The 25,168-nt window shown below is 67.9% G+C and carries 22 protein-coding genes; 15 read left to right on the top strand and 7 right to left on the bottom strand.

Annotated features, from left to right (window positions below; translation table 11 throughout):
- Positions 1 to 40 precede the first annotated feature (40 nt).
- Both NXI30_01750 and NXI30_01745 read right to left on the bottom strand, forming a co-directional pair.
- A complete protein-coding gene (locus NXI30_01750) occupies positions 41 to 1,258 on the bottom strand; it encodes a hypothetical protein (protein ID MCR9092917.1) in 1,218 nt (405 codons plus the stop codon).
- The gene (locus NXI30_01745; GenBank protein MCR9092916.1) at positions 1,213 to 2,433 is read right to left on the bottom strand and encodes a hypothetical protein; all 1,221 of its coding nucleotides are present in this window, start codon (positions 2,431 to 2,433) and stop codon (positions 1,213 to 1,215) included. The genes NXI30_01750 and NXI30_01745 overlap by 46 nt, the downstream gene beginning before the upstream one ends.
- Before the next feature lie 157 nt (positions 2,434 to 2,590).
- On the opposite strand from NXI30_01745, the gene NXI30_01740 reads away from it, so the two are divergent.
- The 10 genes from NXI30_01740 to NXI30_01695 all read left to right on the top strand — a co-directional run bounded on the left by NXI30_01740 (position 2,591) and on the right by NXI30_01695 (position 14,326).
- Positions 2,591 to 3,253 (top strand): aspartyl/asparaginyl beta-hydroxylase domain-containing protein, encoded by a 663-nt coding sequence (locus tag NXI30_01740; protein ID MCR9092915.1) that lies wholly within the window; start codon positions 2,591 to 2,593, stop codon positions 3,251 to 3,253.
- A 446-nt stretch (positions 3,254 to 3,699) separates the two neighbouring features.
- The gene (locus tag NXI30_01735; GenBank protein ID MCR9092914.1) at positions 3,700 to 5,247 is read left to right on the top strand and encodes an alpha/beta hydrolase domain-containing protein; all 1,548 of its coding nucleotides are present in this window, start codon (positions 3,700 to 3,702) and stop codon (positions 5,245 to 5,247) included.
- A gap of 48 nt (positions 5,248 to 5,295) precedes the next feature.
- Positions 5,296 to 6,171 carry an LLM class F420-dependent oxidoreductase gene (locus NXI30_01730; GenBank protein ID MCR9092913.1) on the top strand — a complete coding sequence of 292 codons (876 nt, stop codon included), beginning with the start codon at positions 5,296 to 5,298 and terminating at the stop codon, positions 6,169 to 6,171.
- Positions 6,172 to 6,363: 192 nt separating this feature from the next.
- Complete coding sequence (locus NXI30_01725) at positions 6,364 to 7,659, top strand: ATP-binding protein (GenBank protein MCR9092912.1); 1,296 nt, start codon at positions 6,364 to 6,366, stop codon at positions 7,657 to 7,659.
- A gap of 373 nt (positions 7,660 to 8,032) precedes the next feature.
- Positions 8,033 to 9,886 carry a hypothetical protein gene (locus NXI30_01720; GenBank protein MCR9092911.1) on the top strand — a complete coding sequence of 618 codons (1,854 nt, stop codon included), beginning with the start codon at positions 8,033 to 8,035 and terminating at the stop codon, positions 9,884 to 9,886.
- A gap of 503 nt (positions 9,887 to 10,389) precedes the next feature.
- Entirely contained in the window at positions 10,390 to 11,043 is a 654-nt protein-coding gene (locus tag NXI30_01715; protein ID MCR9092910.1) for a hypothetical protein, read from the top strand.
- 183 nt (positions 11,044 to 11,226) lie between these two features.
- Positions 11,227 to 11,415: a universal stress protein gene (locus tag NXI30_01710; GenBank protein ID MCR9092909.1), complete on the top strand. Its 189-nt coding sequence runs from the start codon at positions 11,227 to 11,229 to the stop codon at positions 11,413 to 11,415.
- 36 nt (positions 11,416 to 11,451) lie between these two features.
- Positions 11,452 to 12,222: a DUF2238 domain-containing protein gene (locus NXI30_01705; protein MCR9092908.1), complete on the top strand. Its 771-nt coding sequence runs from the start codon at positions 11,452 to 11,454 to the stop codon at positions 12,220 to 12,222.
- Positions 12,223 to 12,303: 81 nt separating this feature from the next.
- Positions 12,304 to 13,833, top strand: coding sequence for an amidohydrolase family protein (locus NXI30_01700; protein MCR9092907.1), 1,530 nt, complete (start codon positions 12,304 to 12,306; stop codon positions 13,831 to 13,833).
- Between the two features lies 1 nt (position 13,834).
- Positions 13,835 to 14,326, top strand: a complete 492-nt coding sequence (locus NXI30_01695; protein MCR9092906.1) for a polymer-forming cytoskeletal protein — start codon at positions 13,835 to 13,837, stop codon at positions 14,324 to 14,326.
- A 37-nt stretch (positions 14,327 to 14,363) separates the two neighbouring features.
- On the opposite strand, the gene NXI30_01690 is transcribed toward NXI30_01695, so the two are convergent.
- Together NXI30_01690 and NXI30_01685 are read right to left on the bottom strand one after the other, a co-directional pair.
- Complete coding sequence (locus NXI30_01690) at positions 14,364 to 14,807, bottom strand: OB-fold domain-containing protein (protein ID MCR9092905.1); 444 nt, start codon at positions 14,805 to 14,807, stop codon at positions 14,364 to 14,366.
- A gap of 3 nt (positions 14,808 to 14,810) precedes the next feature.
- Positions 14,811 to 15,974 carry a lipid-transfer protein gene (locus tag NXI30_01685; GenBank protein ID MCR9092904.1) on the bottom strand — a complete coding sequence of 388 codons (1,164 nt, stop codon included), beginning with the start codon at positions 15,972 to 15,974 and terminating at the stop codon, positions 14,811 to 14,813.
- Positions 15,975 to 16,458: 484 nt separating this feature from the next.
- Between NXI30_01685 and NXI30_01680 the strand changes: the two genes are divergently transcribed.
- Positions 16,459 to 17,031, top strand: coding sequence for a hypothetical protein (locus tag NXI30_01680; GenBank protein ID MCR9092903.1), 573 nt, complete (start codon positions 16,459 to 16,461; stop codon positions 17,029 to 17,031).
- 64 nt (positions 17,032 to 17,095) lie between these two features.
- Positions 17,096 to 18,163: a potassium channel protein gene (locus NXI30_01675; protein ID MCR9092902.1), complete on the top strand. Its 1,068-nt coding sequence runs from the start codon at positions 17,096 to 17,098 to the stop codon at positions 18,161 to 18,163.
- On the opposite strand, the gene NXI30_01670 is transcribed toward NXI30_01675, so the two are convergent.
- A complete protein-coding gene (locus tag NXI30_01670) occupies positions 18,129 to 20,360 on the bottom strand; it encodes a bifunctional alpha,alpha-trehalose-phosphate synthase (UDP-forming)/trehalose-phosphatase (GenBank protein MCR9092901.1) in 2,232 nt (743 codons plus the stop codon). The genes NXI30_01675 and NXI30_01670 overlap by 35 nt on opposite strands.
- A gap of 26 nt (positions 20,361 to 20,386) precedes the next feature.
- Between NXI30_01670 and NXI30_01665 the strand changes: the two genes are divergently transcribed.
- Together NXI30_01665 and NXI30_01660 are read left to right on the top strand one after the other, a co-directional pair.
- A complete protein-coding gene (locus NXI30_01665; GenBank protein ID MCR9092900.1) occupies positions 20,387 to 22,210 on the top strand; it encodes a glycoside hydrolase family 15 protein in 1,824 nt (607 codons plus the stop codon).
- Between the two features lie 144 nt (positions 22,211 to 22,354).
- Complete coding sequence (locus NXI30_01660) at positions 22,355 to 22,534, top strand: hypothetical protein (GenBank protein ID MCR9092899.1); 180 nt, start codon at positions 22,355 to 22,357, stop codon at positions 22,532 to 22,534.
- A gap of 280 nt (positions 22,535 to 22,814) precedes the next feature.
- Here NXI30_01660 and NXI30_01655 read toward each other — a convergent pair whose 3' ends face one another.
- Positions 22,815 to 23,456, bottom strand: a complete 642-nt coding sequence (locus tag NXI30_01655; GenBank protein ID MCR9092898.1) for a nuclear transport factor 2 family protein — start codon at positions 23,454 to 23,456, stop codon at positions 22,815 to 22,817.
- Positions 23,457 to 23,550: 94 nt separating this feature from the next.
- Positions 23,551 to 24,321: a glucose 1-dehydrogenase gene (locus NXI30_01650; protein ID MCR9092897.1), complete on the bottom strand. Its 771-nt coding sequence runs from the start codon at positions 24,319 to 24,321 to the stop codon at positions 23,551 to 23,553.
- 58 nt (positions 24,322 to 24,379) lie between these two features.
- Here NXI30_01650 and NXI30_01645 point away from each other — a divergent pair, with 58 nt between their 5' ends.
- Positions 24,380 to 25,159: an SDR family oxidoreductase gene (locus tag NXI30_01645; protein ID MCR9092896.1), complete on the top strand. Its 780-nt coding sequence runs from the start codon at positions 24,380 to 24,382 to the stop codon at positions 25,157 to 25,159.
- Positions 25,160 to 25,168: the final 9 nt, after the last annotated feature.

Genomic DNA, 25,168 nt, shown 5'->3' with positions numbered 1-25,168 from the left:
CGGAGAGCGGCTCCGTTCGAACGCCGCGGGGCCTCGAGCGTCAGCGTCGTCCGGTGATCCGTCCGAGGGCGTCGCGAAGCATGGGCATCGGATCGGCCAGCATGAGATCCGCCGATCGCTTCGGTCCCGCGAGCGACCGGATCCACTCGCCAACGGACAGTCGCCCGTGACGCCGAAGTGCCCACGCGGAAGCGAGGTCTCGCTTCCAGCAGATCCATTTTCGTCCCGGGATCGGGATCTCGGTCTCGGCCGTCACCTGTTCCTCCGCCGCCAATCGGCAGTGGATCCGGGTCGCTTCCAACCCGGAGGCCTCGCAGAGCGGAAAGCTGAGTGCGAACCGCGTGTTCATCTCAATCAGCAGGAAACGTCCGGTCGAGGCGTCACGTTTGAACTGGAGAGAACCCGTCCCGACGAATTCGCGCTCGGCGAGGAAGCGGAGCGCGGTCTCCGCCAGATCTGGCGCCTCCACTTGCCTTGCCAGGCAGCCGACGCCCGTCTCGAGTGGCCATTGACGCAGCTTCTGCACGACCAGCGGCGGCATCGCCGGTCGATGGTCCCGATCGAGGCAGACGAAGACTGAATACATGCAGTCGTCGCCGCCCGGGACCCACGACTGGAGCACGATCGGAACGCCCACCCCGAACAGGGGTCGCACTCGACTCGCGACCCCGGCGCCGTCTTCGATCTTCAGGACCTTCGCTCCGCCGGTCGCGCGCATCCACTCGGGCGAACGACGAGCTGGCTTGACGATCAGGGGAAATCCGAGCGCTTCCGTGGCGTCGTCCAGCTCCGCTGGATCGGTCACGATTCGCGTGCGTGGAATCGGTTCGCCCCTCGCGCCCGCCTCTTCGCAGAAACGCGCCTTGTCGGAGAGCCGTTCGAGACTCTCGGAGTCGGCGAGAAGAAAGTCGGCGTGTTCCGTGAGGGCGGTCCGATTCGCGTCGAGCCACCACACGAACTCGTCCGTGCAAGGGATGAGGATCGGCCGACGGCCTGCTTCGGCGCCGAGCGAGGCGAGCGCCGAACAGGGATCTTCGAGGAACGGCGCAGCGGGAAGGATTCGATTCGCCGCCCGGGTCGCGCAGTAGTGCGAGCGTTCGTCGACGGCGACGCCGACCACGTCGTCGCCCCGCCGCCAGAGAATGCGCGCGAGCTGGAGACCGAGGAGGCGGTCGATGCCGACGAGAACGACGAGCGTTCGGCCCTCGTTGTTCATGGCGTCGGCCCGGCCGCCGCTCGCTCGGTCATCGGCCGCCATCGCCGCCCGAGCAGCGAAACGGCCTTCCGGGCGAGATCCACAAGGGAGGGGAGGGGGTCGTCGATCGAGACGTCCGCCGACCAGCGCGTTCCGCGGTAGGACCGAGACCAGTCACGAAGCGAGATCTCGCCGTTGCGCCACGCAAGGAAGCCCGCCCGCAGGTCGCGTTTCCAGCAAACCCATGCGGCGCCGGGATGGACCACGTCCAGGGTGCCAGGCTCGAGGGGGCGATCCGTGGCGGCGCAGTACCAGGCCCACGTCATCTCGACGCCCGCCGCTTCGCAGAGTGGCTGATTCAACGTCGCCCGACCGGGGTTGATCTCGATCAGGACCGGCGGCCCCCCCCGCTCGTCGCGCTTGTACTCCAGCTGCGCGAGCCCGACGAAGGACTGGGACTCGAGGAGCGCCCTGCCGTGCGCGACGATCTCGTCGTCCCGGATCTCCCGGGCCATCGAGCTCGTGCCGATGTCCGGAGGCCACTGCCGAACCTTCGTCATCACGACCGAAGCGACGTACTTCGCGTCGGCATCATAGAGGATCGTGAGCTCCCGACTCGACTCGGCTGAACCCGGGATCCACGCCTGGAGGACGAGCTCGTCAGTCGTCGCCAGCAGCGCAGGCGCTTCCTCCAGCAGCGTCTCGCGATCCTCGAAGCGGCAGACCTTGCGATCTCCGCTCGCCGCGAGCCAGGTGGAGGTTCGCCGCGGCGGCTTGACGACGAGCGGCAGGTCCAGCTGATCCGCCGCGAGTGCGAGCTGGGGCTCGTCGTGCACGATCAACGTCTGCGGAACGCGCCAGCCCGAATCCTGCGCCAGCAGATGGAGCTCGGCCTTGTCACCGAGTCGATCGAGGGTCGCTGCCGGAGGGACGATGCGCGCTCTTCCGCCCTTCAGACGGCCTGCGGCCTCCGCGAGAAAGAACGCAGCGCGGTCCGTGCAGGGAAGCACGGCCGGCTCCCCCTCGTATCGGGTTCGAAGCTGCGCGAGAAGGGAGGCGAGCGCATCCTCGCCCCCGTCCGCCACGGTTCGGACGATCGCGCGGCTTCGGCAGTAGGGCGAGTCCGGGCGATCGGCGAGTCCGAAGACGGGGACTCCGCGACGCCAGAGGATGCGCGCGATCTGCAGACCGGTCAGGCAGTCGTTGCCCAACAGAATGACGGGGGGGAGCGTAGACATCGAGTCGCATTCGAGCGGCCGCACGTTCGCTCCATCGACCGGTGGGGACGGTCCGTCACGACGTTGCCGCTTCGATGCCGATTCTAGCGCTGGGCGCTCGGCTACGCTCCGCACGGTCTCGTGCTCGGGGTGCACCACAGGAGTAGACGCCACGCCCATGTCGACTCGCTTCCGTAAGATCGAATTCGACGTCGACATCGCCGCGATCCTCTCGGAGATCGATGCGCACCCCGAGATCTGGACCGCGGACCCGCGTCGCCAGGCCGAGGTGGCGGTCCAGCGCGAGACGGAGACGGTCGCGATCACGCTCCATCCGGGCGCCGCGAACTTTCGTGACGAACGTCGCCGCCGTCCGCTCGGCTACCTCGGTCACCCGACGGACGCCGCCGAACGGCTCCCGATGGTCCAGGCCTTCGTCGATCGGCTCACGCGTCGTTCGCACGGTCGCGTCGGCCGCGCTGCCCTGGTCCGGCTGCGCCCGCATGGACGTGTGTACCAACACGTCGACCGCGGCCTCTACTACCACCTTCGCGACCGCTACCACCTGGTCTTGCGGAGTCCGCTCGGGAGTCGGCTTCGAGCCGAGTCGGAAGAGGTGCGGATGCGTGAGGGGGAGCTCTGGTGGTTCGACAATCGACTGCCCCACGAGGCGTTCAACGATGCGGATGAGCCGAGAATCCATCTGATCGTGGACGTCCTCTGTCCCGGGTCGCTGTTCCGCTTCCTCGTTCGGATCGTCTCGCGGCCGGGCGTGACGCTGGGAGCGGTCGGTCGTCGCGTTCGCAAGATCGTGTCTCGTCTCTCGACGACGCAGGGCTGAGATCGCGAGCTCGCGACTCGACGCGCGAGGCGTGTTGCCGTGAGGACCTTCGTCGGACTCGGCAGGCGGGCGATGAGAGATCGAGTGATGGCCGATCGGCTGCCCGGCACGAAGCGCGTGGGTCGTTCCACCGAGGCTCACGTCGAGCCCGGTCGGGTTGCAGGGCGGGCGGGCCTGCCGGCACGGCTTTCGGCGCGGGTCCTACGAGGAGCTCGGCCCGTTCCGCTTCGAGCGGGGCGAATACGAAGCGGAGATCGATCGAATCGACCGCCGGCGCAAGCAGTGGTCGTGAGTGGAGAAGGTGCCGAGCCGCGACATCGAACAGACATTCGTGTGATTCCGCTTCACCGAGACTGTAGGGCGTGGCAGCGCATCATCGGTGCTTGCTTTCGGGGGAACAGGCTGCCAAGGTGGCGACGTTGACGAGAAGTCACAAGGAGGCCGCCATGTTCCGCTTTCGTTCCGACTCCACCATCGCGCTGCTCGTCCCGATACTCCTCGGGCTCGGCGTAGCGTTCGCCCTTCCGGCCATCGCCGATCCGACGGCGCCCGTGACGGTGACGCGCCCCCCGACGGAACAGGGCGAGGCCTTCGTGCCAGGAACGCGCCTGGTCGCCGATCTGCCTCAGGCCTACGTCGAGGAGGAGTTCTTCGTCGAGGGTGCGGCCGATCTGTTCAACTACCAGAACGACCCCCCGTCCGGACCGACGGACCTGGTCGAGATCGCGGCCGATCTTCCCTACAAGACGCGATTGATCGTCCGCCGCCCCGCAGATCCGCACAAGTTCAACGGAACCGTGGTCGTAGAGTGGTGGAACTCGACCGCCGGCTTCGACACGGCACCCGTCTACGATCCGTCCGCCGAATACTTCGCCCGCGAAGGGATCATCTACGTCGGCGTGACGAACTCCAACCAGGCACTCGACTATCTGCTCGGCGGGTGTCGTCTGCTCGGGATCCTCCCGCCGAGCTGCGGGAGCCGATACTCGACGCTCAGCCTGCCCGACGACGGGTTGGCCTACGAGATGATGAGCCAGATCGCGAACGTCCTCAGGAACGGCGGCGAAGCCGGGCCGATTCCTTCCGCCTACCGCGTCAAGCGAGTCTTTCAGGCCGGTGAGTCCCAACAGGCCGGGTCCGTCATCACCTACGCGAGCGCCTTCCACGAGCCGGGCGTCACCGACGGCTACTTCGTCCAGGCCGGGATCCGCGCGCGCAGGATCAACGGAGGGCCGATCTGCGGCGAGGACGAGTCGCCGGCCTTTCCCGACTGCACCCCGCGCCTGGCCTTCCCCGATACGAACGTTCGGACCGATCTACCGGTCCCCGTCTACCAGTTGATCACGCAGACGGATTTCGAGACGCTCGGCTTCAACGTGTTCGGCCGTCAGTCCGACACACCGACCTATCGGTACTACGAAGTGGCCGGCGGGGCGCACAACACCGTCCACATCGACATCGAGGTCATTCCGGCGGGTGTCTTCGGTCCGGCTCCGGTCCAGCTCGCGGATCTTTGCGCGAACGAGATCAACACGACCGCCGACGGGCCGGTCTTCGTGAACAACGTGTTGAACGCGCTCTGGGAACGCATGGAGCGACAGGCGCGATTCGGTTGGCCTGCCCCGCGCGGTCGCGTGATGGACGATCAGGACGGAGCGCTCGTTCGGGACGCGCTCGGCAACGTGACCGGCGGCGTCCGACTCCCCTCGATGGAAGCGCCGCTCGCGACCTATGGATCGATGAACTTCGCGGACCCCGCCCTGCCGCCGCCGCTGGATCAGTTCGGCGCCCTCGCGTGCTTCTTGAGCGGTTCGGTCTTTCCGTTTTCCGAGGCGCAGCTGGAAGAGCTCTACCCGAGGCGCTTCTCCTACTTCGGCAAGGTCTTCTGGAGCACGTTCTCCCTCCGTCGTCAGGGCCTGCTCCTGAGGGAAGACGCGTTCGACATCCTCAACGCGGCCTTCAACGCCGACGTGGGCGGAGGGGCGTCGCACTAGCCGGTCAGTTGCCGCGCGGGCAGCACGGCCCGCGTCCAGAGAGGCTCCATGAAGATCGGACTCTTCGCTCCGCTCCCCGCGGACCTCGCCACCCCCGAGATGGCGATCGAGGTGGCGAGCGTCGCCGAGGAGTGTGGGTTCTCCTCGCTCTGGGTGCCGGAGCACGCCGTCCTCTTCGACGAGTACGCGCCGAGCTACCCCTACTCGGACGACGGGCGGATGCCCGGCGGCGCCGGCGCGAACGTCCTCGACCCTTTTCCGGTTCTCTCCTTCTTCGCGGCCCACACGAAGCGGATCCGAATCGGGACGGGCGTGCTGATCCTTCCACAGCGCAATCCGATCTACGCAGCGAAGGAGATCGCCTCCCTCGACGTCCTTTCGGGTGGTCGCCTCGACGTCGGCATCGGAGTGGGCTGGCTCGAGGAAGAGATGCGTGCGCTCGGCACGCCCTGGGAACGTCGCGGCGCTCGCACGAACGATTACGTGTCCGTCATGAAGGCGCTCTGGTCGGAGGATCCCTCGCGCTACGAGGGCGAGTTCTATTCGTTGCCCGCTTGTCGCTTCGCACCGAAGCCCGTACAGAAGCCGCACCCGCCGCTGATCTTCGGCGGGGAGAGCCGGCCGGCGCTTCGACGGATCGCCGAGTACGGGCAGGGCTGGAACGCCGCCATGAAGACGCCGGAGCAGATGGTGGCACTCCTCGGCGAGCTGGACGGGTTCCTCGAGGAGCGCGGACGCACGCGGAGCGAGCTCGAGATCACCGTGATGCCCGGCGACGCGCTCGATGCGAGCGAGCTGGCCGCCTATCGCGACGCAGGCGTCGATCAGGTCGTGGCGCTGGGGGCCGTCCCGAATGCCGAAGCGGTTCGCGGCGTGTTCGAGCCTCTCGCGGAATCGCTGGTCGAGCCCGCGAACGAGATGTAGACGGCCGCCGCTCCCGGGCTTCTTCCCGAAGCTCGGGATCGCCGGATCCGGGGCACCCTTGGCTCTCGGCGCCCGCCCGCGCGGCGCAGCGCACACCGACCGGTCTCCTGCGTCGAATCCACCTGACGTGGAGTCCTTCGGTGGGGTCTTTCCCCAATTTCGAGGAACGGCGGGTCCTGCGATCTTCCTGGAATGTCTACGCCGATTCCCGAAGTGCGGCGCATGAAGCGCGCGTCGCTGGACCTCTCTCCGATGGAAGTCCTCGCGGCACTGATGGAGGGAACCGCCCGTTCCACGGGCCCCGCCTTCTTCTCGTCTCTCGTAGAGAATCTCGCGTCCGTTCTCCACGCCCGCCATGCGATCGTCGGTCGTATCCGGGACGAGGGCGCCGCGGCGCGCGTCGACACGATCGCGGCCTGGTCGAACGGCCTCCTCTTGCCCAACTTCTCGTATGAGCTGGTGGGTTCGCCCTGTGAGAACGTCCTCGAGCAGGGTTGCTGTGTCTATCCGGCGCAGGTCTGCGATGCCTTCCCATCCGACACGCTGCTCGAGCAGATGGGGGTCGAGTCCTACGTCGGGTCTGCGCTCGTCGCGTCTCCGGGCGAGCCGATCGGCGTACTCTGCGTTCTCGACGACGAGCCGCTGCCCCCCGAACGGCACGAGATGGCGCAGACGATCCTGGCGATCTTCGCCTCACGGGCCATGGCCGAGATCGACCGACTCGACGCTCACGAGCACCTGATGAATCAGCATCGCGAGCTGGAGGAGGTCCTCGAGGAGCGCACGCGCGAGCTCGCCGAAGCCCATGCGCGCCTCGGCCGCGCCTCGCGTCTCGCCGCTCTGGGGACCCTCGCGTCCGGAATCGCGCACGAGATCAACAACCCGCTCGGTTCCATCCGGATGGCTTCCGACGAACTGGCCCTCGACGGCGAGTCGGAAGAGGTACGAGCGCGGGCAGTCGACTGTCTCATCGACAGCGTCGAACGCTGCAAGTCGATCGTGAAGGGGATCAAGCGATTCGCGAACGACGAAGCGATCGAGAAGATTCCGCTCGACGCGAACGAGTGCATCGAGGCCGTGGTGGGCGCCTCGAACCGCCGCCTCGGCGAGGCGAGTCCCCGAGTCTCGATCGAACGTCTCGCGCCCACGGCGCCCATCGAAGCCAATCGCATCCAGATCGAACAGGTGATCGAGAACCTGCTCTGCAACGCGATCGAGACGCCCGGCGCTCGACGCGTGACGATTCGTTCCACCTGCGAGGGGGATCGGGTCGTGATCGAGGTCGAGGATGATGGCGACGGCATCGACGACACGACCCTTCCGCGTATCTTCGATCCCTTCTTCACGACGCGGTTGCGGGCGGGCGGGACGGGCCTCGGCTTGAGCATCAGCCACTCGATCGTCGAGGACCACGGCGGCATGATCGACGTCGAGCGGCTCGGGCGTGGGTCTCGCTTCCGCGTAGAGCTGCCGAAGGCGTCACGCTAGGTCGGGTCGGTTACTCGCGGACGAAAGGGAAGGTTCCGCGCGCGAGGCACTGCAATGCGTCGAACGGAGGCCATCCGTTCCCGCGGGCCTGCGGTCGCCGCCGAGTCGTCGCCTGGAACAGGGCAGGAACGCGTCGAACGGATCCGACCGGGAAGCTTCGACTTCAGGGCTCCGCCGGTGATGCCGACGCGCGTCTCCTGTCGTCGGACCCGTCGCACGGTGCCGAGATTGATCGCGAGGGCGCGCGGGGTCGCGGATCGACGCCTCTGTGAAGCCCGCCACGGAACGGCCTCTCGGCTCCCATATGCTCTCTTCATCGAGAGAGTCGTCCCGATCTCCAGCCCCGGAGATCGCTGGCGCCGGGAGTCTCGCCATGAGCTCGAGCCACCGCCGAACGCTTGCGTGCTTCGTCTTCGCCGTCGTCTTCCTGGCCGCGTCGGGGGCCTCTGCGCAGATCGTGCCGATCGCGCATGTGCTGAACGTCGACGTGCCGAGCGTCGAGATTTCGGGGGATTTCCTCGTCGACGGGGTGCCAACCCCGGCTTCGGCGGCGGACGTGGCGATCCTGTCGCTCCTCGATCGGCGCGGGGAGGCCATCTCCGTCGGTGCGACGAACATGCAGACCTACGGCCCGCTTCGGGTCGTCCCGGGCGAGTACGGCGTCCTCTACGACTTTCTCTTCTCGTCCGGGTCCCTTCCGATCAACACGGGGACCCCGATTTCCTCTGACGTCGCCTTCGACGCGTCGGGCGTGTTCGACATCGATGTTCCGACGGTCGAGATCACCTTCACCCTGCTGCTGAACGGTGTGGCCTTCCCGGCAGCGGTCGGAGAGACGGGAGACTTTCTGCTCCGCCACGTCGACTCAGGGGCGGAGTTCTTGCTGGGCCAGGGCGCGAACTCCCCGATCGTCGCGCGCGTCGTGCCGGGGGCCTACCAGGTCATCTACTCGTACCGTTCCGGCTCGATCGTTCCGCAGAACACGCACGCCGTCGTCGACGAGGTCACGCTCCGTCGGGACGGCAACTACACCGTCGACCTGACCGCCCATCCGCTCTTCCTCGACCCCAGCCTGGATGGCGCGCCCTTTCCGCTCTCCTCAGCCGAGCGCGGTGAGCTCCGGCTCGTCGACTTCGAGAGCGGCGACGAGGTCGCCTTCGGTCCGACGAACGCCCCGACGGGGTCGCGGGTCGTGATCGCCGGAACCTATGACGTAGCCTACTCGCGTCTCCAGGGCGGCGGGTTCGTGCCGGCGAACTCGAATGCGGTGGTCCTCGAAGACGTCTCCATCCAGCCCCCTGCCAACCCGAGCCAGCTCCTCGTCCTGTCCGTTCCGGTGACGACTTTCGAGGTGGGTCGCGCGATCACGTTCGACGGAAGTCCTCCTCCTCTGTCCCAGGCGGAGCGCGGCGACATCGTGCTCGTCGGACCGAACGGGGACGAGATCGACTTCGGGTCGACCCACGAGCCCCCGCCGACCAGGCGGCTGATCGCGGGAACCTATGACGTCTTCTACCGGGGGGTGATCGGTTGGACCGTCGCGCCCGGAAACAAGAATGCGAAGATCGCGAGCAGCGTCCGGATCGACGAGGACGAAACCGTCGCGATCGACATCGAGACGATCCAGGTCTCGTCCGATCTGCTCGTCGACGGTCAGCCCTTTCCGCCCAGCCAGCTCGAGCGGGGGCGCTTCACCCTCGTCGGCGCAGAGCCGGGGGACGAGATCGACCTCCGCAGTACGAACGAGACGACGCCGTCGCCGCGCGTCGTCGTCGGATCCTACGACGTCGTCTACGACTGGGAGGCGGGCTCGATCATGGTGCCGCGCAACGAAGGATTCCACGCGGTCGAAGACACCCTGCTCGCCATCGATCAGACGGTCGTGGTCGACCTGACCATGAAGACCGTCGTCCCGACGTTCCTGCTCGACGGCGCGCCGTTCCCGGGCGATCCCGCAGAGTCCGGGAGCCTCGTCCTCCGCGACCCGAACGGCGGCGAGGTTCCTCTCGGAACGACCGACGTCGCCGTTCCGGACACGGTCCTCGTCGTCGAGGCTCCGTACGCGGTCGACTATCGCTGGAACGCGGGTGTGTCCGTTCCGCGGAATCCGAGCGAGACCATACAGTTCACCTCGGTGCCGGAACCGGGATTCGGCCTTGGCGTCGCCGTCGGGGGCTTCGCGTTCCTCGTCGGGCTTCGCCGCCGCGGGCGTGTCCATCGGTCCTGATACACGAGGAGACGTCACATCGATTGACCACGGGGCGCCCTCGAAGCGCGCTCGGGAAGCACCCGCCTCCGGAACGGCGATTGCGACCGCACTTCCTCGGAAGACCGGGACACGAGATGGATTCGCGCGACGCTCGAAATCGGTTCCGTGATGCACGTGGCGGTCGGCGCGCTCGCTGCGGACACCGTCCCGCCCGATCGCTACGGTGATCCCGCGCCGGTCGGGTACGACGAACGCTTCGATCGGGTGCCGCTCGTTCCGCCGAAAGGCGCGACGAGCGTCGAGAGCGAGCTGCGCTCCACCCCTCGGCCGGGCCCGCCGCACGTGACCTGGCGCCCGGGCCGAGATCTGGTCGAGGCGAACGGAAAATCGGCAGTACGTGGGCATCCTTGCTGCCCTTGAGCCCCGGGACCGCATGACGTGCGTCACGTTTCGGTCGCGTATTCCGGTCGAGAGGGGGAGAGCCGGGCCGTTCGGTGGCCCGACTCCGGAGGATCTTCTCGATGTCCGACCTCAGCCCCTTCCGATGGCGGTTCGCGATCGCCACCGGTCTCTTTGTTTCCCTCAGTTGCGGCGGCCTCGCCGCGGCACAGAGCTTTCCCCTGACCCATGAGCTGCAGACCGGCCAGGTCGACGAGTACGGGATCGTTCACGTCGAGGCCGACGACGACGGCGCGCTCGTCTTCGAGGTGGAAATGGAGCCCGAACGCGTGGGGCCCCGATCCTCGATTCGGAGAGTGTTCTTCAATCTATTGCCCGAGACGACCGATCTCCAGATCGAGCCGGTCGACGAGGGAGATTCCGTCCATTTCGTCGCCCATCCGTCGCGACGAAAGCTCGCCCGCTCCGGGGCGCGATTCGATTGGCGGATCGACGTGCATCCTCCGACCGGTTCGGAGCGGGGTCGACGTGGAGAGGGCAGCGCGCTGCCCGTTGCGCGATTCCGCGTCTTTGCAGACGTTCCGCTCGTGGTCGACGATTTGTTTCCGGTCTCGCTGACCCGTGCCGGTGACGCGGTCCAGATGGTCGTCAAGATGCAGCAGGGGCGAACGCCGGAAGGCGAGCGGGTGCGCTGGGTAGGGGGCGTGTTCGAGCCCGACGAAGAGCCGCCGCCCGTTCTCTCGTCCCAGCCCGAGGAGCCCGTCATCCTGCGCTAGACGCGTCTCAGGGAAGAACCGTCTGGGCGCCGCGCGTCGCGCGGCTCCGGTCGCGCCGAGACAGGCGGCGCGTCCTGCACACGCTCTCGACGTCGCGATCGTCCGCCTTGACGTGCCGTCTCGGGTGAACAAACGTGGGGAAGTATTCGCTGATCGATCGGCGCGCAGCGAAGGAGCTTCCCCATGTCCCACCGCAATCCCCTCGGCGACCGCGAGCACGCAAGGGAGGCGCTCGAGCGCCACGCCGACCTGATCGTGATGGGGAGCCGGGGGCTGATCGGCTTCAAGCATGTCGCTCTCGGCAGCGTTGCGGTCGCGGTCGTTCGGACGGCGTCCTGTCTCGTCCTGACCGTCCCGCCGTCGGCGAATTGATCGGTGCGTCGCGCCCGCGACGTCGCGTCTCATTCGGTGCCCACCGCTCCGACCGCGTTCGACCCCGACGCCCATCGCCGCTTCGCGACGGGCGTGCTCGCGATCTTCCTCGTGGTCTTCCTCGCGCTCGCCTGGGCGCCGATCTACCGGGAGGACTGGCTGCTCGAGAACGTCCTGGTCTTCGTGCTGGTTCCGTTCTTCGTCGTCACGTTTCGCCGGCTTCCCCTGTCGCGGATCTCGTACGTCTCGCTCCTGCTCTTCCTCGTGCTGCACGAGATCGGCTCGCACTACACCTACGCGGAGGTGCCCTACGACGCCGGCTTCGAGGCGGTCTTCGGCCGGGGGCTCAACGACCTGGTCGGCTGGGAGCGCAATCACTACGACCGGCTCGTGCACTTCCTCTACGGCGTCCTGATCACGTATCCGACGCGTGAGATCTTCCTTCGCGTCGCGAACGCGCGCGGCTTCTGGGCGTACCTCTTTCCGCTGCTCGTCGTGATGTCGAGCTCGCTGCTCTTCGAGCTGATCGAGTGGGCCGCCGCGCTCGTCTTCGGGGGCGAGCTGGGCATGGCCTACCTCGGGACCCAGGGCGACATCTGGGACTCCCACAAGGACAGCGCCCTTGCGACCCTCGGTTCTCTGATCGCCTCGGTCGCGATCGCCGGGATCCACGCGGGCCTCGACCGGGACTTCACCCGGGAGTGGGTCGAGAGCCTGCGCGTGAAGGACCCGATGCCGCTGGGCGAAGTCGCGGTCGAGCGCTTGAGGCACGAGGGTGACGCGCCGGAGGCGACAGAGGAGCTCTAGCGCGTCTCCTTGCCGAGAGAGCGCGGCGCAGCCGGGGCCAGCGACCTATCGTGACATCGAGTCGAGCCCAGGAGATGCGTGATGGCGACCCCCTCGATGACGAACCCTTCCATGACGAAGGCCCAGCGGATTCGCGCCGACCTCGATCATCCCGTGATCGACGCGGACGGTCACTACCTCGAGTACCAACCCGCGCTGACCTCCTACCTCGCGGACGAAGGAATCGACGCCAACGCGCTGCTCGCCGGCGACGTCGCCCTCGGAACCGGGACCTGGGGCTACGTCGGGATGGACCCCGCGGAGCGCCTCCGGCGCCGCGCGACACGGACCGCCTGGTGGGCGGCGCCCACCGCGAACACGCTCGACCTCGCGACCGCCACGTTCCCGGCGCTGCTCGCGGAGCGACTCGACGCGATCGGCATCGACTTCGCCGTCATGTACGGCAGCGCGGCCCTCATCTACCCCCTGCTCCAGGACGAGAAGGCGCGGATCGGCGCGTGCCGTGCGATCAACCGCTACGCCGCCGAAGCGTTCGCGGAGTTCAGCGACCGGATGACGCCGGCGGCGGTCGTTCCGATGCATTCGCCGGAGGAAGCGATCGAGATGCTCGAGTTCGCGACTGGCGAGCTGGGGCTGAAGGCGGCGATGATCGCCGGTCTCGTGGAGCGACGGGTCGAGGATCCGGATGGGTCCGCCTACAACGTCTGGTGGGACACGCTCGGTCTCGACTCGATGTACGACTACGATCCTTTCTGGCGTCGTTGCGTCGAGCTCGGGATCTCGCCCGCATGTCACTCGGGCTCGATGGGGATCGGACTTCGCCGCTCGACCTCGACCTACATGTACAATCACATCGGTCACTTCGGAGCCGCGGGCGAAGCGTTCGCCAAGTCGCTCTTCTTCGGCGGTGTGACCGAGCGCTTTCCCGGCCTTCGGATCGGTCTGCTCGAAGGTGGCGTCCACTGGGGCGTGGGCCTCTTCGGCGATCTGCTCTCGCGTTGGGAGAAGCGGAATCCCGACGCGATCCGGAACTACGATCCGACCCTGCGCGACGACGCCCTCTTCGCCGATCTGGCCAGCCAGTACGGTGGGGTCCTCCAGGAGCGCGCGGTCGAAGGGGCGGACGATCATCCGGGGCGATGGGCGACGGACGGGCCCCATGACGACTTCGCGAAGACCGGGGTCGAGCGGCCCGAGGACGTGCGCGACCGCTTCGTCCCGAACTTCTTCTTCGGCTGTGAGGCCGACGACCCGATGACCGCGAGCGCCTTCGATCGCGACCGGATCCCGTTCGGGAGCGAGCTCTCGGCGATGTTCAGCTCCGACATCGGCCACTGGGACGTGCCCGACATGACCGAGGTCCTCGAAGAGGCCTGGGAGAACGTCGAGAAGGGCTGGCTCGATCGAGACCAGTTCCGGCGCTTCGTCTTCGAGAACGTCGCGCGCTTCTATACGGAACGGAGGCGAATCCGGACTTCTTCCGGGGGACGGCCGTGGAGGGGGCAGTCGAGAAGGTCGCTGCGTCTCCGCTGCCGTAGCCCGCGACACAAGGGCTCTCCCGCGAGCGACCGAATCGGTCCCGAGGCCCGATCCCGGGCGCGAGCGAGGTGACATGCCCTTCAAGAAGAAGAAAGAAACGCGAGCGGATGTACCGCCGGCGAGTCCGGTCTCGAGACCGAAGGGGGTCCCGGCGGAGACCTTCCTCGGGGAGGCCAGCGTGCTGGCGGGCGACCTTCGTTTTGCCGACGACGTGCGGATCGAGGGGCGGATCGAGGGGCAGATCCACGGCTCGAAGTCGGTCGTGGTCGCGGCGCCCGCCGAGGTCGACGCGACGATCGAGGCGGAGTCCGTCGAGATCCACGGCCGTGTCGTCGGCGACCTCCACGTTCGCCGTCAGACGATCCTGCACAAGTCAGCGAGCGTCGAAGGCGAGATCCATACCGCCGGAATCGTCGTGGAGGAAGGTGCCCGCTTTCGGGGCGTGATCGTGATCGGTCCGGAGGAGGGAGAGGTCCTGCCGAGACTGGAGGACGCGAGCGGCGCTGCGAACTATCGAGAGCCCGCTCCGGTCCTGGTCGAGGGCGGGGACGCGCCCGACGACTGAGCCCACCGCGCTCGTCAGATCCTCCCTTGGAGCCTGATCACGCCCATTTCGCCCCCGTCCAACGGGGGATCGTCACGTCCTCGACCTTCGCGAAGACGACGTGGACCGGATCGCCGATCTCGATCGTTTTCGTATCGACGGAGGCGGCGTCGAGGCCGGGACCGCCGACCAGGCCGCCGACGATCCGGATCATCGGGTCCTCCAGCAGCTCGACGGTCACCACCGGGTAGGGCGCGATCTCGGCGTAGGCCGGGAGGAGCGGCGGGTGGGCCACGACGAAGGACCAGATCCGCCCCTCGCCGGACATCGCCGTCCATCCGTAGTCCACCGAGCGACACCGGGGACACATCGGCCGCGGCGGCATCCGCGTCGCTCCGCAGTCGCTGCAGGTCTGAATGCGCAGCTCGCCTTCCGCGCAGCCATCCCAGAAGCCGCGGGTCGCTTCATTCGAGAGATCCGGCAGGATCCATCCCGACTCCATCGCTCAGTTCCTCAAGAGCAGCGCGCTCGTCGGCACGCACTCGCCGCTGGTGACGAGGCAGCTCGAGGCGTCCTCGACCTGAGCAGTCGACTCCCCGCGCAGCTGGCGCACGGCTTCGATCACGTGGTTGAAGCCGTGGACGTAGGCCTCGGAAAGGCTGCCGCCGGACGTGTTGACCGGAAGCCGTCCGCCATCCCAGTCGAGACCACCGTCTTCCGTGAAGGCGGCGCCTTCCCCGCGCTCGCAGAATCCGTAACCCTCGAGCGAGAGCGGGATCAAAGGCGAGAACGCGTCGTAGATCTGCGCGCAGGACACGTCGTGCGGCTTGAGATCGCTGTTCGCCCAGAGCCGTCGCGCGGCCGCGTGGGAGGGGCCGCGAAGCGGATCCTCGCAGAAGAAGTTGCTCATGATCTGATGCTGCTCGGGCAGGCCTTGCGAATAGGCGTGGACGTAGATTGGCTCGTGCGGCAGGTCCCGCGCCCGCTCCGCGGAGGTGATCACGACCGCGAGGGCGCCGTCGGACTCGAGGCAATTGTCGAAGAGACAGAGCGGCTCGGAGATCCATCGCGCGGAGAGGTACTGGTCGAGGTCCAGGGTCTTCTCGTACATCGCGGCTCTCGGGTTGCGGTTCGCGTGGCGTCGCAGCGTGAGCGCCACGTTCGCGAGCTGCTCGCGGGTCACGCCGTACTCGTGCATGTAGCGCCGCGTCAGCATCGCGATCTCGTCGACCGGTCGGAGCAGCCCGGCGGGCCGCGTCCATTGATCCGAATCATCGAGCCGCTTGGGCGCCTGGCTCCAGACGCGGGTGCTCTTCGCGGCCCGCTTTCGCGCGCGCCAGGCGACCGCCACGTCGCACTGGCCGGACGCCACCGCCATCGCGGCGTGGCCGACCGTCGCGCAGGCCGCACCGCCGCCGTAGCCCACCTCGGCGAAGAAGGTGATCTCGCCGAGTCCGAGGTTGCGCGCGACTTCGACCTCGCGCTTCGATTCCATGTCGAAGAGCGCGAGACCGTCCACGTCCGACGGCTCGAGACCCGCATCGTCGATCGCGGCGGAGATCGCGAGGCAGGCCAGGGTGAGCTCGTCCTCTTCGAGTCCGCCCTTGCTCGAGAGCGCCGTCGATCCCATTCCGACGATCGCGGCCTCGTCCCGGATCGTTCCGCTCATCTCATCTCCTCGGACCGTGTCATTCCCCGCCCACGGGGCGCTCGGTGAGTCTAACTCCGCTGGCAACCCCCGGTCGCGGCGACGTGGGGGTGGGGTGTGGCTACTCCGGGGAAGTCTGGGAGCCAGGAGAGCACGAGCATCATCACGGCGCGGACGGCCACGCTTCCGAATACGAACGCCACCATCACGGGGTGACGGCGCGGAAGGTGACCATCACCATCACGAAGGATCCTGATCCGGGCCCTTCGGCACCTTCTTCGGCGGCCTGGGGCGCCTGTCCGCTCGGCGGGCGGGGCGCAGGTTCGTGCGCGCTCCGAAGGCGTCGCTGACCGGCTTCCATGCAGGCGGTTCGGTCAGGCGCTCACACACCGTCGCAAAGCGGGTCGATCGAGACCGATTCGAGCGCAATCTGGCGCGACTCTACGCGGCATGCGCATTGCACCCCTCTCCTGGCACGGACAACGCCAAGCTGGGGGAAGCGGACATGCCTGGTTCGCTGGATGACGTCGCTGCGCGCGCGGCGATCGAGCCGAACGGCTTCGAGTGCGATCTCGAAGGCGCGCAGCACCGGCTCGACCTCTGGGGCCGATTCGGATCGGACTGGCTCGGCAACTTCTGTCTCCATCTCTTCGCGACGGATCTGCAGGTCGTCGAGGCCGAGGCGATGAAGACGAAGCAGGGCGTGTGGGCCGCGAGCTTCCTGATCGATTCCCCGACGCGCGGCCCGCTTCGCCACGACTTCCTGCAGATGGCTCGCCGGTCGCCGAGGGCGGTGCCCACGCTTCCGACGCCGGTCATCTCGATCTCGGTCCGGCTCTCCCGTGAGGAGCCCGGCCACGTCTACGCCAACGTCGTCGGCAAGGATTCGAGCGGGCTGGTGGCCCACGTCCTCGCGCATTTCGGCCGCTTCGGCCTCCGCCCGCGTCGCTGCCTGATCCGGACCCGCGACGGCGAGGTCGACGATTGGTTCTGGCTCGCGCCGGTCACGGCGCCGAGCTCGGCCGTGGTCTCGGAGCAGGCTCTCGAGCGCGACTGGCGAAAGGCCCCTCCGCTCTAGCGACGCACCCCCTGACGCGTTCGCGCCCGATCCGGTGAGTGCGTGGCGCGAGATCGGAGTCGGCTTGCGATCGACGATGCGGCACATGCTCCAGGGTCTCGCCCTCTTCGTGGCGACCTGTGCCGTCGGCGTCGGGGGGTACGTCGCGGCGGGCTGGTCGCTGCTCGATGCGACCTACATGGTGGTCATCACGATCTTCGGAGTCGGCTACGGCGAAGTCCGGCCGGTCGACGACGAGGGGCTTCGGCTCTTCACGAGCGGGCTCATCGTGGCGGGCTATGCGACGGCGGTCTACGCGGTCGGCGGGTTCGTCCAGTTCGTCGCAGAAGGGGAAATCAACCGTGCGCTCCGCGAGCGGCGGCAGGGCCTGGAGATCAAGAAGATGCGGGATCACGTGATCGTCTGTGGGTACGGCCGGGTCGGCGCGATCCTCGCGCAGCGCCTCGCCGAAGCCCGGCAGGAGCTGGTGGTGATCGACGAATCCGTCGAGCGGATCGAGCGAGCGAAGGTGGCGGGCTACGCGGTCGTGCGCGGGGACGCGGCCGAAGAGGACGTCCTTCGTGCGGCCGGGATCGAGCAGGCGAGCCGCCTCGCGACGGTCCTGCCGACGGACTCGGCGAACGTCTTCGTCACGCTGACGGCGACCGGACTGCGCCCGGATCTCCCGGTGATCGCGCGGGCCGAGCATCCGAGCAGCGAGTCGAAGCTCACGCGGAGCGGGGCGACGGACGTCGTGCTCCCTACGGCGATCGGTGCCGACCGGATCGCGAGCCTGATCGTCCATCCCTCTGCGGAGTCACTGCTCCAGGCCTCCTCTCAGACGGGAATCGACCTCGGCCAGGACCTCGGTCAGCTCGGCCTCCGAATGGAGGAGCTCTGTGTCGTCGAGGGCTCTCCGCTGATCGAGAGACCCGTCCGCGAGATCGAGATCGGCGGCAATCACGGGTTCCTGATCGTGGGCTTGCGACGCGCCGACGGCAGCGTCGACGTCAATCCCGACGAGTCCGCGCTCCTGGCCGAAGGCGATACGGTCGTCGTGATCGGGCACGCCGACGACCTGCCGGAGCTCCGGCGACGCTACGAGATGCGTCGCGAGGTCATGTACCGGGGTGCTCGGGTGCAGGCGGGCTGATCGCGCGGTCGAAGGTGCTTCCCTGCGGACGTCCGGCGATCCATTGGAGCATCGTCTCGACGGCCCGCACGTCGCTCAGTCGTCGGCGGGCGCGCGTCGGCTGGGTTGCGGCGCCGACGCGGAACGTCATGCCGAGCCCGTGCAGACTCCGGAAGGCGTCTTCGTCGGTCTCGTCGTCGCCCACGTAGATCACGCGGACCGACTCCGACCAGCCCGGACCATACTTCGTTCGGAGGACGTGAAGGACCGCATGGCCTTTGTCCCAGCCGATCGGTGGGCGCGCCTCGACCGCGCACAGGGCATCGCGCGCCTGGAATCCCGCCTCACGAATCGCCGCGCGCGCCTTCTCCGCGAGGGCCTCGTGCTCCTCCGCTTCGACCTCCCGGAAATGGAAGGTCAGCGAAGCCCCCTTCGCTTCGACCCAGGCCCCGTCCGCCTCGATGCGTTCGAGATCCGAGACGAGCTCCACGGCCCGGCGCTCGTAGTGCGCGATGTCGGGATGGCGGTACGTCTCGATCCCCGGGCCGGCGATCTCGAGTCCGTGGTTTCCGGCGTAGACGAAGCGATCGTTGTCGACCATCCGGCGGACGTCCGCGAGTCCGCGCCCCGAGACGATCGCGAGATCGGTGTCGGGGCGGCCGCTGCAATCAGCGAGCGCCTCTCGCATGCCGTCTCCGATCTTCACGAGCGAGGGGTGCGGAGCGATCGGCGCGAGAGTGCCGTCGAAGTCGAGGAAGATCGCCAGCGGATGCGTCCCCGAGAACGCGCCGAGCCAGCTCTCGAAGTCGTCTTTGGCGACCGGGCGCATCGAGTGTCGCGGCGCGGTCGCCCGGCCGATGAAGAGATCGAGCCACTCGCCGAGGTCGTGCTTGCGCTCCCGTCGCTGGAGCGCCCGCATGCGCGCCTCGCGTTCGTCGGAGGGCATGACGAGCGCTCGGTGGAGCGCTTCGGCGACGCCCTCGACGTTGTAGGGGTTCACACGGAGTGCCTCGCGCATCGTCTCCGCGGCGCCCGCCATCCGCGAGAGGAGGAGCACGCCTGGATCATCCGTCTGGCTCGCGACGAACTCCTTGGCGACGAGGTTCATGCCGTCCCGGAGCGGCGTCACGAGGGCGACCGCCGCGTCGCGATAGAGCGCGGAAAGCTTGGCGCCGTCGATGGAGCGGTGGATGTACCGGATCGGCGTCCAGTCGCTTCGCCCGAAGCGTCCGTTGATCCGTCCGACCAGCTCGTCGATCTCGCGCTTGAGCGACTGATACTCGGTGACCTGCTCCCGGGACGGCACCGCGATCTGCACGAAGCTGACCTCGCCGCGCATCTCCGAATGGAGCTCGAGCATCCGTTCGTAGGCGCGCAGGCGTTCGGGGATACCCTTGGTGTAGTCGAGGCGATCCACGCCGAGGATGATCTTCTCGTGGGGCGCGCGCCGGGGCCGCGGTCCTTCACGCGCGGCCTTCTCGTAGCGCGCGTAGTCGATCCCGAGCGGGAAGTCCGAGACCCGGGCGACCCGATCGCCGTGCTCGATCTCGCCGTTCGCCCGATCGACGCGTACGCCGAGCAGGCGTTCGACGCAGTCCTCGAAGTTGGCGACGTAGCCGGGGCAGTGGAATCCCACGAGGTCACTGGCCAGGAGCCCGCGCAGGACTGCGTGGTAGGTCGGCAGGATCCGGAAGAGGTCGAAGGGCGGGAAGGGAATGTGGAGAAAGAAGGCGATTCGCGCATCGGGCCTTGCCCGCCGCACGAGCTCGGGGCAGAGCGCCAGGTGGTAGTCGTGGATCCAGACGAGGTCGTCGTCTTCGAGCTGCTCGACGATCGCGTCGGCGAAGCGCTGGTTGATCGTTTCGTAGGTCGACCAGTTTCGGGGGTCGAGCTGCATCCGCTCGGGTAGCGAGTGGAAGAGCGGCCAGAGCGCGCCGTTCGAGAAGCCGTGATAGAAGCGCTTCGTCTCCGAGGGCGAGAGTTGGATCGGATCCATGTCGAAGGTGGCTCCCTCGACTTCCAACGTCTCACCGGCCTTCAGCTGGGTTCCGGGCCAACCGATCCAGACCCCGCCCTGGCGCTGCATGGCAGGCTCCATCGCCGCCACGAGCCCACCGGACGAACGCTCCGCGCGGAGCTTCCCCTGACTGCGCTTCACCGTGACCGGGAGCCGATTGCTCGCAACGATCAGCTTTCCCCGTTTCGTCCGCTCGACCATTGCGCAAAGATAGGCGCTTCCGGAGGATGCCAATGCCCAATCGACCGTCTCTCGAGCTCGCCGTGATCGGAAACTGCTCCTGGGCCGGCCTGCTCGACGCCGAAGCCCGACTCGTCTGGGCGTGCCTGCCGCGCTTCGACTCCGACCCGGTCTTCTGTGCGCTGCTCGACGAGACGATCGACGACGAGGGCGTATTCGCCGTCGAGCTGCTCGATCTCGTCGAGAGCGAGCAGTCCTACGAGGGGCATACGGCGATCGTCAAGACGACGCTCCGGGACTCCCGCGGCTCGGCGATCGAGATCCGGGACTTCGCGCCTCGATTCGCGAACTACGGCCGCGTCTATCGCCCGACGATGATCATGCGGACGATCACGCCCCTCGCCGGCGAGCCGAGGATCCGCGTCCGCCTGCGTCCGCGCGGGAACTATGGCCAGGCCGAGGCCGCGACGACCCGCGGCTCGAACCACATCCGATACATCACGGAGGGGATCTTCCTGCGGCTGACGACCGACGCGCCGCTCGCCTACATCGAAGACGAGACGCCCTTCACCCTCGGGCAGCCGATCCATCTGATCCTGGGGCCGGACGAGACCTGGAAGGATCCGATCGCCTCGACCGTCGCGGAATACGAGGAGCGAACGCGCCGACATTGGCTCGAATGGGTCCGTGGGCTCTCGATTCCCTTCGAGTGGCAGGAGGCGGTGATTCGCGCCGCGATCACGCTCCAGCTCTGTCACTTCGAGGAGACCGGCGCGATCGTCGCCGCGCTGACGACTTCGATCCCCGAGCATTCGGGCTCCGAGCGGAACTGGGACTACCGTTTCTGCTGGCTGCGGGACGCGTATTTCGTGATCCATGCCCTGAATCGCCTCGGCGCGACAGGCACGATGGAGAGCTACCTCGCCTACCTGACGAATCTCGTGGCCGGGGCGGGGCCGGAGGGCAGCCTCCAACCGGTCTACGGGATCGGTCTCGAGAGTGCGTTGATCGAGCGCCAGGAAGCGGCGCTGCCCGGCTATCGGGGGATGGGCCCCGTTCGGGTCGGCAACCAGGCCCACGAGCACATCCAGAACGACGTCTACGGGTCCGCCGTCCTCGCCGCGACCCAGGCCTTCTTCGATGCGCGCCTGCTCCATCCCGCGAGCGAGCAGCTCTACGGGCTGCTCGAAGTCGTGGGCGAGCGCGCGATCCGCGTCTGGAACACGCCCGACGCCGGTCTCTGGGAGCTGCGGACGCGAGCGAGCGTACATACGTTCTCCGCCGTGATGTGCTGGGCGGCCTGTGACCGGCTGGCGAGGATCGCCGGTCGCCTGGAGCGGCCCGAGCGTGCGGATTACTGGCGGAAGCACGCAGAAGAGATGCGCGAGGAAATCGAAACGCGCGCCACCGCGGGGCCCCGCGCCGACGGCTCGTTGGACGGAGCGCCGTACTTCGCGGCGACCTTCGACGGGACGGAGTCGGATGCGTCGCTCCTGCTCCTCGAACAGCTCGGCTTCGTCCGTGCGGACGACCCGCGCTACGTGGCGACGGTGAACGCGGTCGAGCGCGACCTCCGACGGGGCGATTATCTCTACCGGTACATCGTCGCCGACGACTTCGGCGTTCCGCAGACCGCGTTCAACATCTGCACCTTCTGGTTCGTCGACGCCCTCGCCGCGATCGGCCGCAGGGACGAGGCCCGCAAGCTCTTCGAGAACATGCTCGCGAAGCGGAACGCCGTCGGGCTCCTCTCGGAGGACCTCGACACCGAGAGCGGCGAGCTCTGGGGGAACTTCCCGCAGACCTATTCGATGGTCGGTCTGATCAACTCGGCGATGCGGCTCTCGCGCTCCTGGGAAGACGCGTTCTAGTCCGAGCGATCGGAGCGAAGGGTGCGAGCCTCCGCCCACACGGGCGGTTCGGGAACCGGATCGGACGCGATTCGCGCAGCGCGAGCGGTGTACACGGTTCAGCCTCGCCGCTAGGTTCCGCCCTGTTCGGCACAGGAGAGAGCCATGCGAGAGACGATCGACGACCGACTGCTGGACGAATGGATGTACACCATCAGTCTGGCGCTCGAATCGATGGGCGACGACGAGACGGAGACCGTGACCGCGCTCCAGAAGACCCGCGACGAGATGCGCGAGCGACGGACCGCGCTCAGCCTGCGAAGGCACAACGAGACGGGGTACTAGGCCCGCTTCTGCGCATTCCGAGGGTCGCTGCGGTGGAACCCGGGGCCAGTGTGTGTACGACTCCACACATGACCGCGCGTATCTCCCGTGCGGCGCTTTCGGGCGTCTCGACTGGATTGGCTTTCCCGTGTGAAGCCCATCCGTCCCCACAGGAGCCGCCTCCGCCTCGTTCTCGGGATCGTCCTTTCGGCGATCCTGTCCGGCTGCGCGAGCTCCGAATCCGCCCCCCACGCGGAGAACGGCCGGATCGACCTGTCGCGCTGGGACTTCTCGAGGGGCGCTACCCGCGTGACACAGGATCGTGTCCGCTGTCGCGCAGGTTCGCGGAGAGGTCGGCGCCCGCGGGAGTCCTCGGAGACGACTGCGGCGCCTGCCCGCGCTTCATGTCGGGCTTCGGCGTGTTCTCGTAGACCTCCGGCTTCCAGGTCTGCTCTTCGAGGCGCAGCTTCGCGATCCGCCACCCGGCTGGAGTCCGGACGGCCTCGGCGTAATAGACGCCACCTGCGGCCAGGCTGCGGTTGTGCATGTAGTAGCGGAGGCGGGCCGTGTCGCCGTCGAGCTCGATCAGGTGATTCGACATGTAGTGCATCGGCAGGCCCGCGGGTCCCTTGCGATGGGCGAGGCCCTGGTAGAGCCAGTCCCAGATCTCGTCGAAGCCTTCGAGGCGGACGTCGAGGCCGAGGATCTTCGGCCCCACCTCGACGTAGTGGGCGCTCGCGTCAGGGGTGAAGAAGCGGGCAAGCTCGTCGCGATCGACGGTGTCGATCGCCCAGGCGTAGCGGTGGGTCAGCTCGATCAGCGCGAGCTGGTCGCGCACGTCGGACGGGTCGGGACTCGCGGCGGCGACCACGACGGCAAGGATCGCGACGAGCGACAGCGAGACCAGGAGAGGGGAAGCGGACACGAAGCGGGCAGGGTTCATGGGGACCTCGATGGCAGATGGCTCCCCATCGAGTGAACCGCAACCAGGAATCCTGTCGAGCGCCTCTCCAGCGGGCGGCGAGCGGCGGCGCTAGCTAGTCCGTGTCGACCCCGCGCGCGGTGTTGCCGGCGAGTCCGCCGCCGTCGGCGACGAACTCCGAGCCGGTCGAGTAGCTGCTCTCGTCGGAGGCGAGGAAGAGCACCAGGTTCGCGATCTCTTCGGGCTGGCCGACGCGGGGGATCGGCTGGCCCGCCCATACGGCGTCCTGATCGACCGAGTCGAAGTCGTCGGCGCCGATCATCGGCGTCGCGACGCCACCCGGGTGGACCGAGTTCACGCGGATGCCGTAGCGCCCGAGCTCGAGGGCCGCCGTCTTCGTCATGCCGCGGATCGCCCATTTGCTGGCGACGTAGCCGATCACGCCCTGCACGCCTTCGATGCCGGCGTTCGACGAGATGTTGATGATCGAGCCGCCGCCGGCTTCGCGCATGGCGGAGACGACGGCGCGCATGCCCAGGAAGGTGCCGACCTGGTTCACGTCGATGACCGCGCGGTAGTCCTCGAGCGAGGTCGATTCGAGCGCGCCGGTTCGGACGATGCCGGCGTTGTTCACGAGCACGTCGAGCCGACCGAACGCGTCGAGGGCCGTCTCGACGGCCCGTGCCCAGTCTCCCTCGCGAGTCACGTCGAGGGGAAGCGCGCGCGCCGCGTCCCCGAGCGAGTCGGCGACGGCGGTACACTCGGTGGTGAGCACGTCGCCTAGCACTACTCGTGCACCCTCCGCGACGAATCGGCGGGCTTCGGCCTCGCCCTGGCCGCGCGCCGCGCCGCTGATCAACGCGACCTTGCCATCCATTCTGCCCATGCGAGGATGTTGGCACAGCCGTTCGGGCCCTGCTTCGGGCCAGACGAGGAGGATCGGGATGGGCGAGGCGTTCGAGACGACCGACGAGTTCGAAGGACGTGTCGCCTTCATCACGGGCACGGCCTCCGGGATCGGCCGCGCGGCGAGTCGGCTCTTCGCGGCACGGGGGGCGCGCGTCGTTCTCGCGGACATCGATCGCGAGGCGGGGGCGTCGGTCGCCGAGGAGATCCGCCAGACCGGCGCCGAGGCCGTGTTCGTCGAGACGGACGTCGCCGACGACGCGGCGGTCGGCCGCGCAGTCGCCACGGCGACCGAGCGCTTCGGGCGTCTCGACTATGCGTACAACAACGCCGGGCTCTCGGGGCCCCCGAATTTCGTCGCGGACATGCCCGAGGAGCAGTGGCGGCGGACGATCGACGTGATGCTGACGGGGGTCTTCCTTTGCATGAAGCATCAGATTCCCGCGATCCTCGCGGCCGGCGGCGGCGCGATCGTCAATTGCGCGTCCGGAGCCGGCCTGATCGGCTTCCCGGGCCAGTCGGCGTACGTGGCGAGCAAGCACGGCGTGATCGGTCTCACTCGCGCGGCCGCGCTCGAGTACGGATCGCAGGGAATCCGCGTGAACTCGATCTGCCCGGGGACGGCGCGGACGGCGATGGTCGAGGACGTCGTGCGCGAGACGCCGGCGCTCCAGCAGGAGCTCGAAGCGCTGCATCCGATCGGCCGGATCGCCGAGCCCGAGGAGATCGCGGAAGCCGCGCTCTGGCTCTGCTCGGAGCGATCGTCGTTCGTGCTCGGGGCGGCGCTCTCTGTCGACGGTGGATACGTGGCGCAGTAGCGTGTCCCG

The sequence above is a fragment of the bacterium genome, from assembly GCA_024742285.1.
Lineage (GTDB): Bacteria > Myxococcota_A > UBA9160 > UBA9160 > UBA4427 > UBA4427.
The sequence above is the reverse complement of the archived record's forward strand: the minus strand, read 5'-3'. Positions and strand labels throughout refer to the sequence as shown.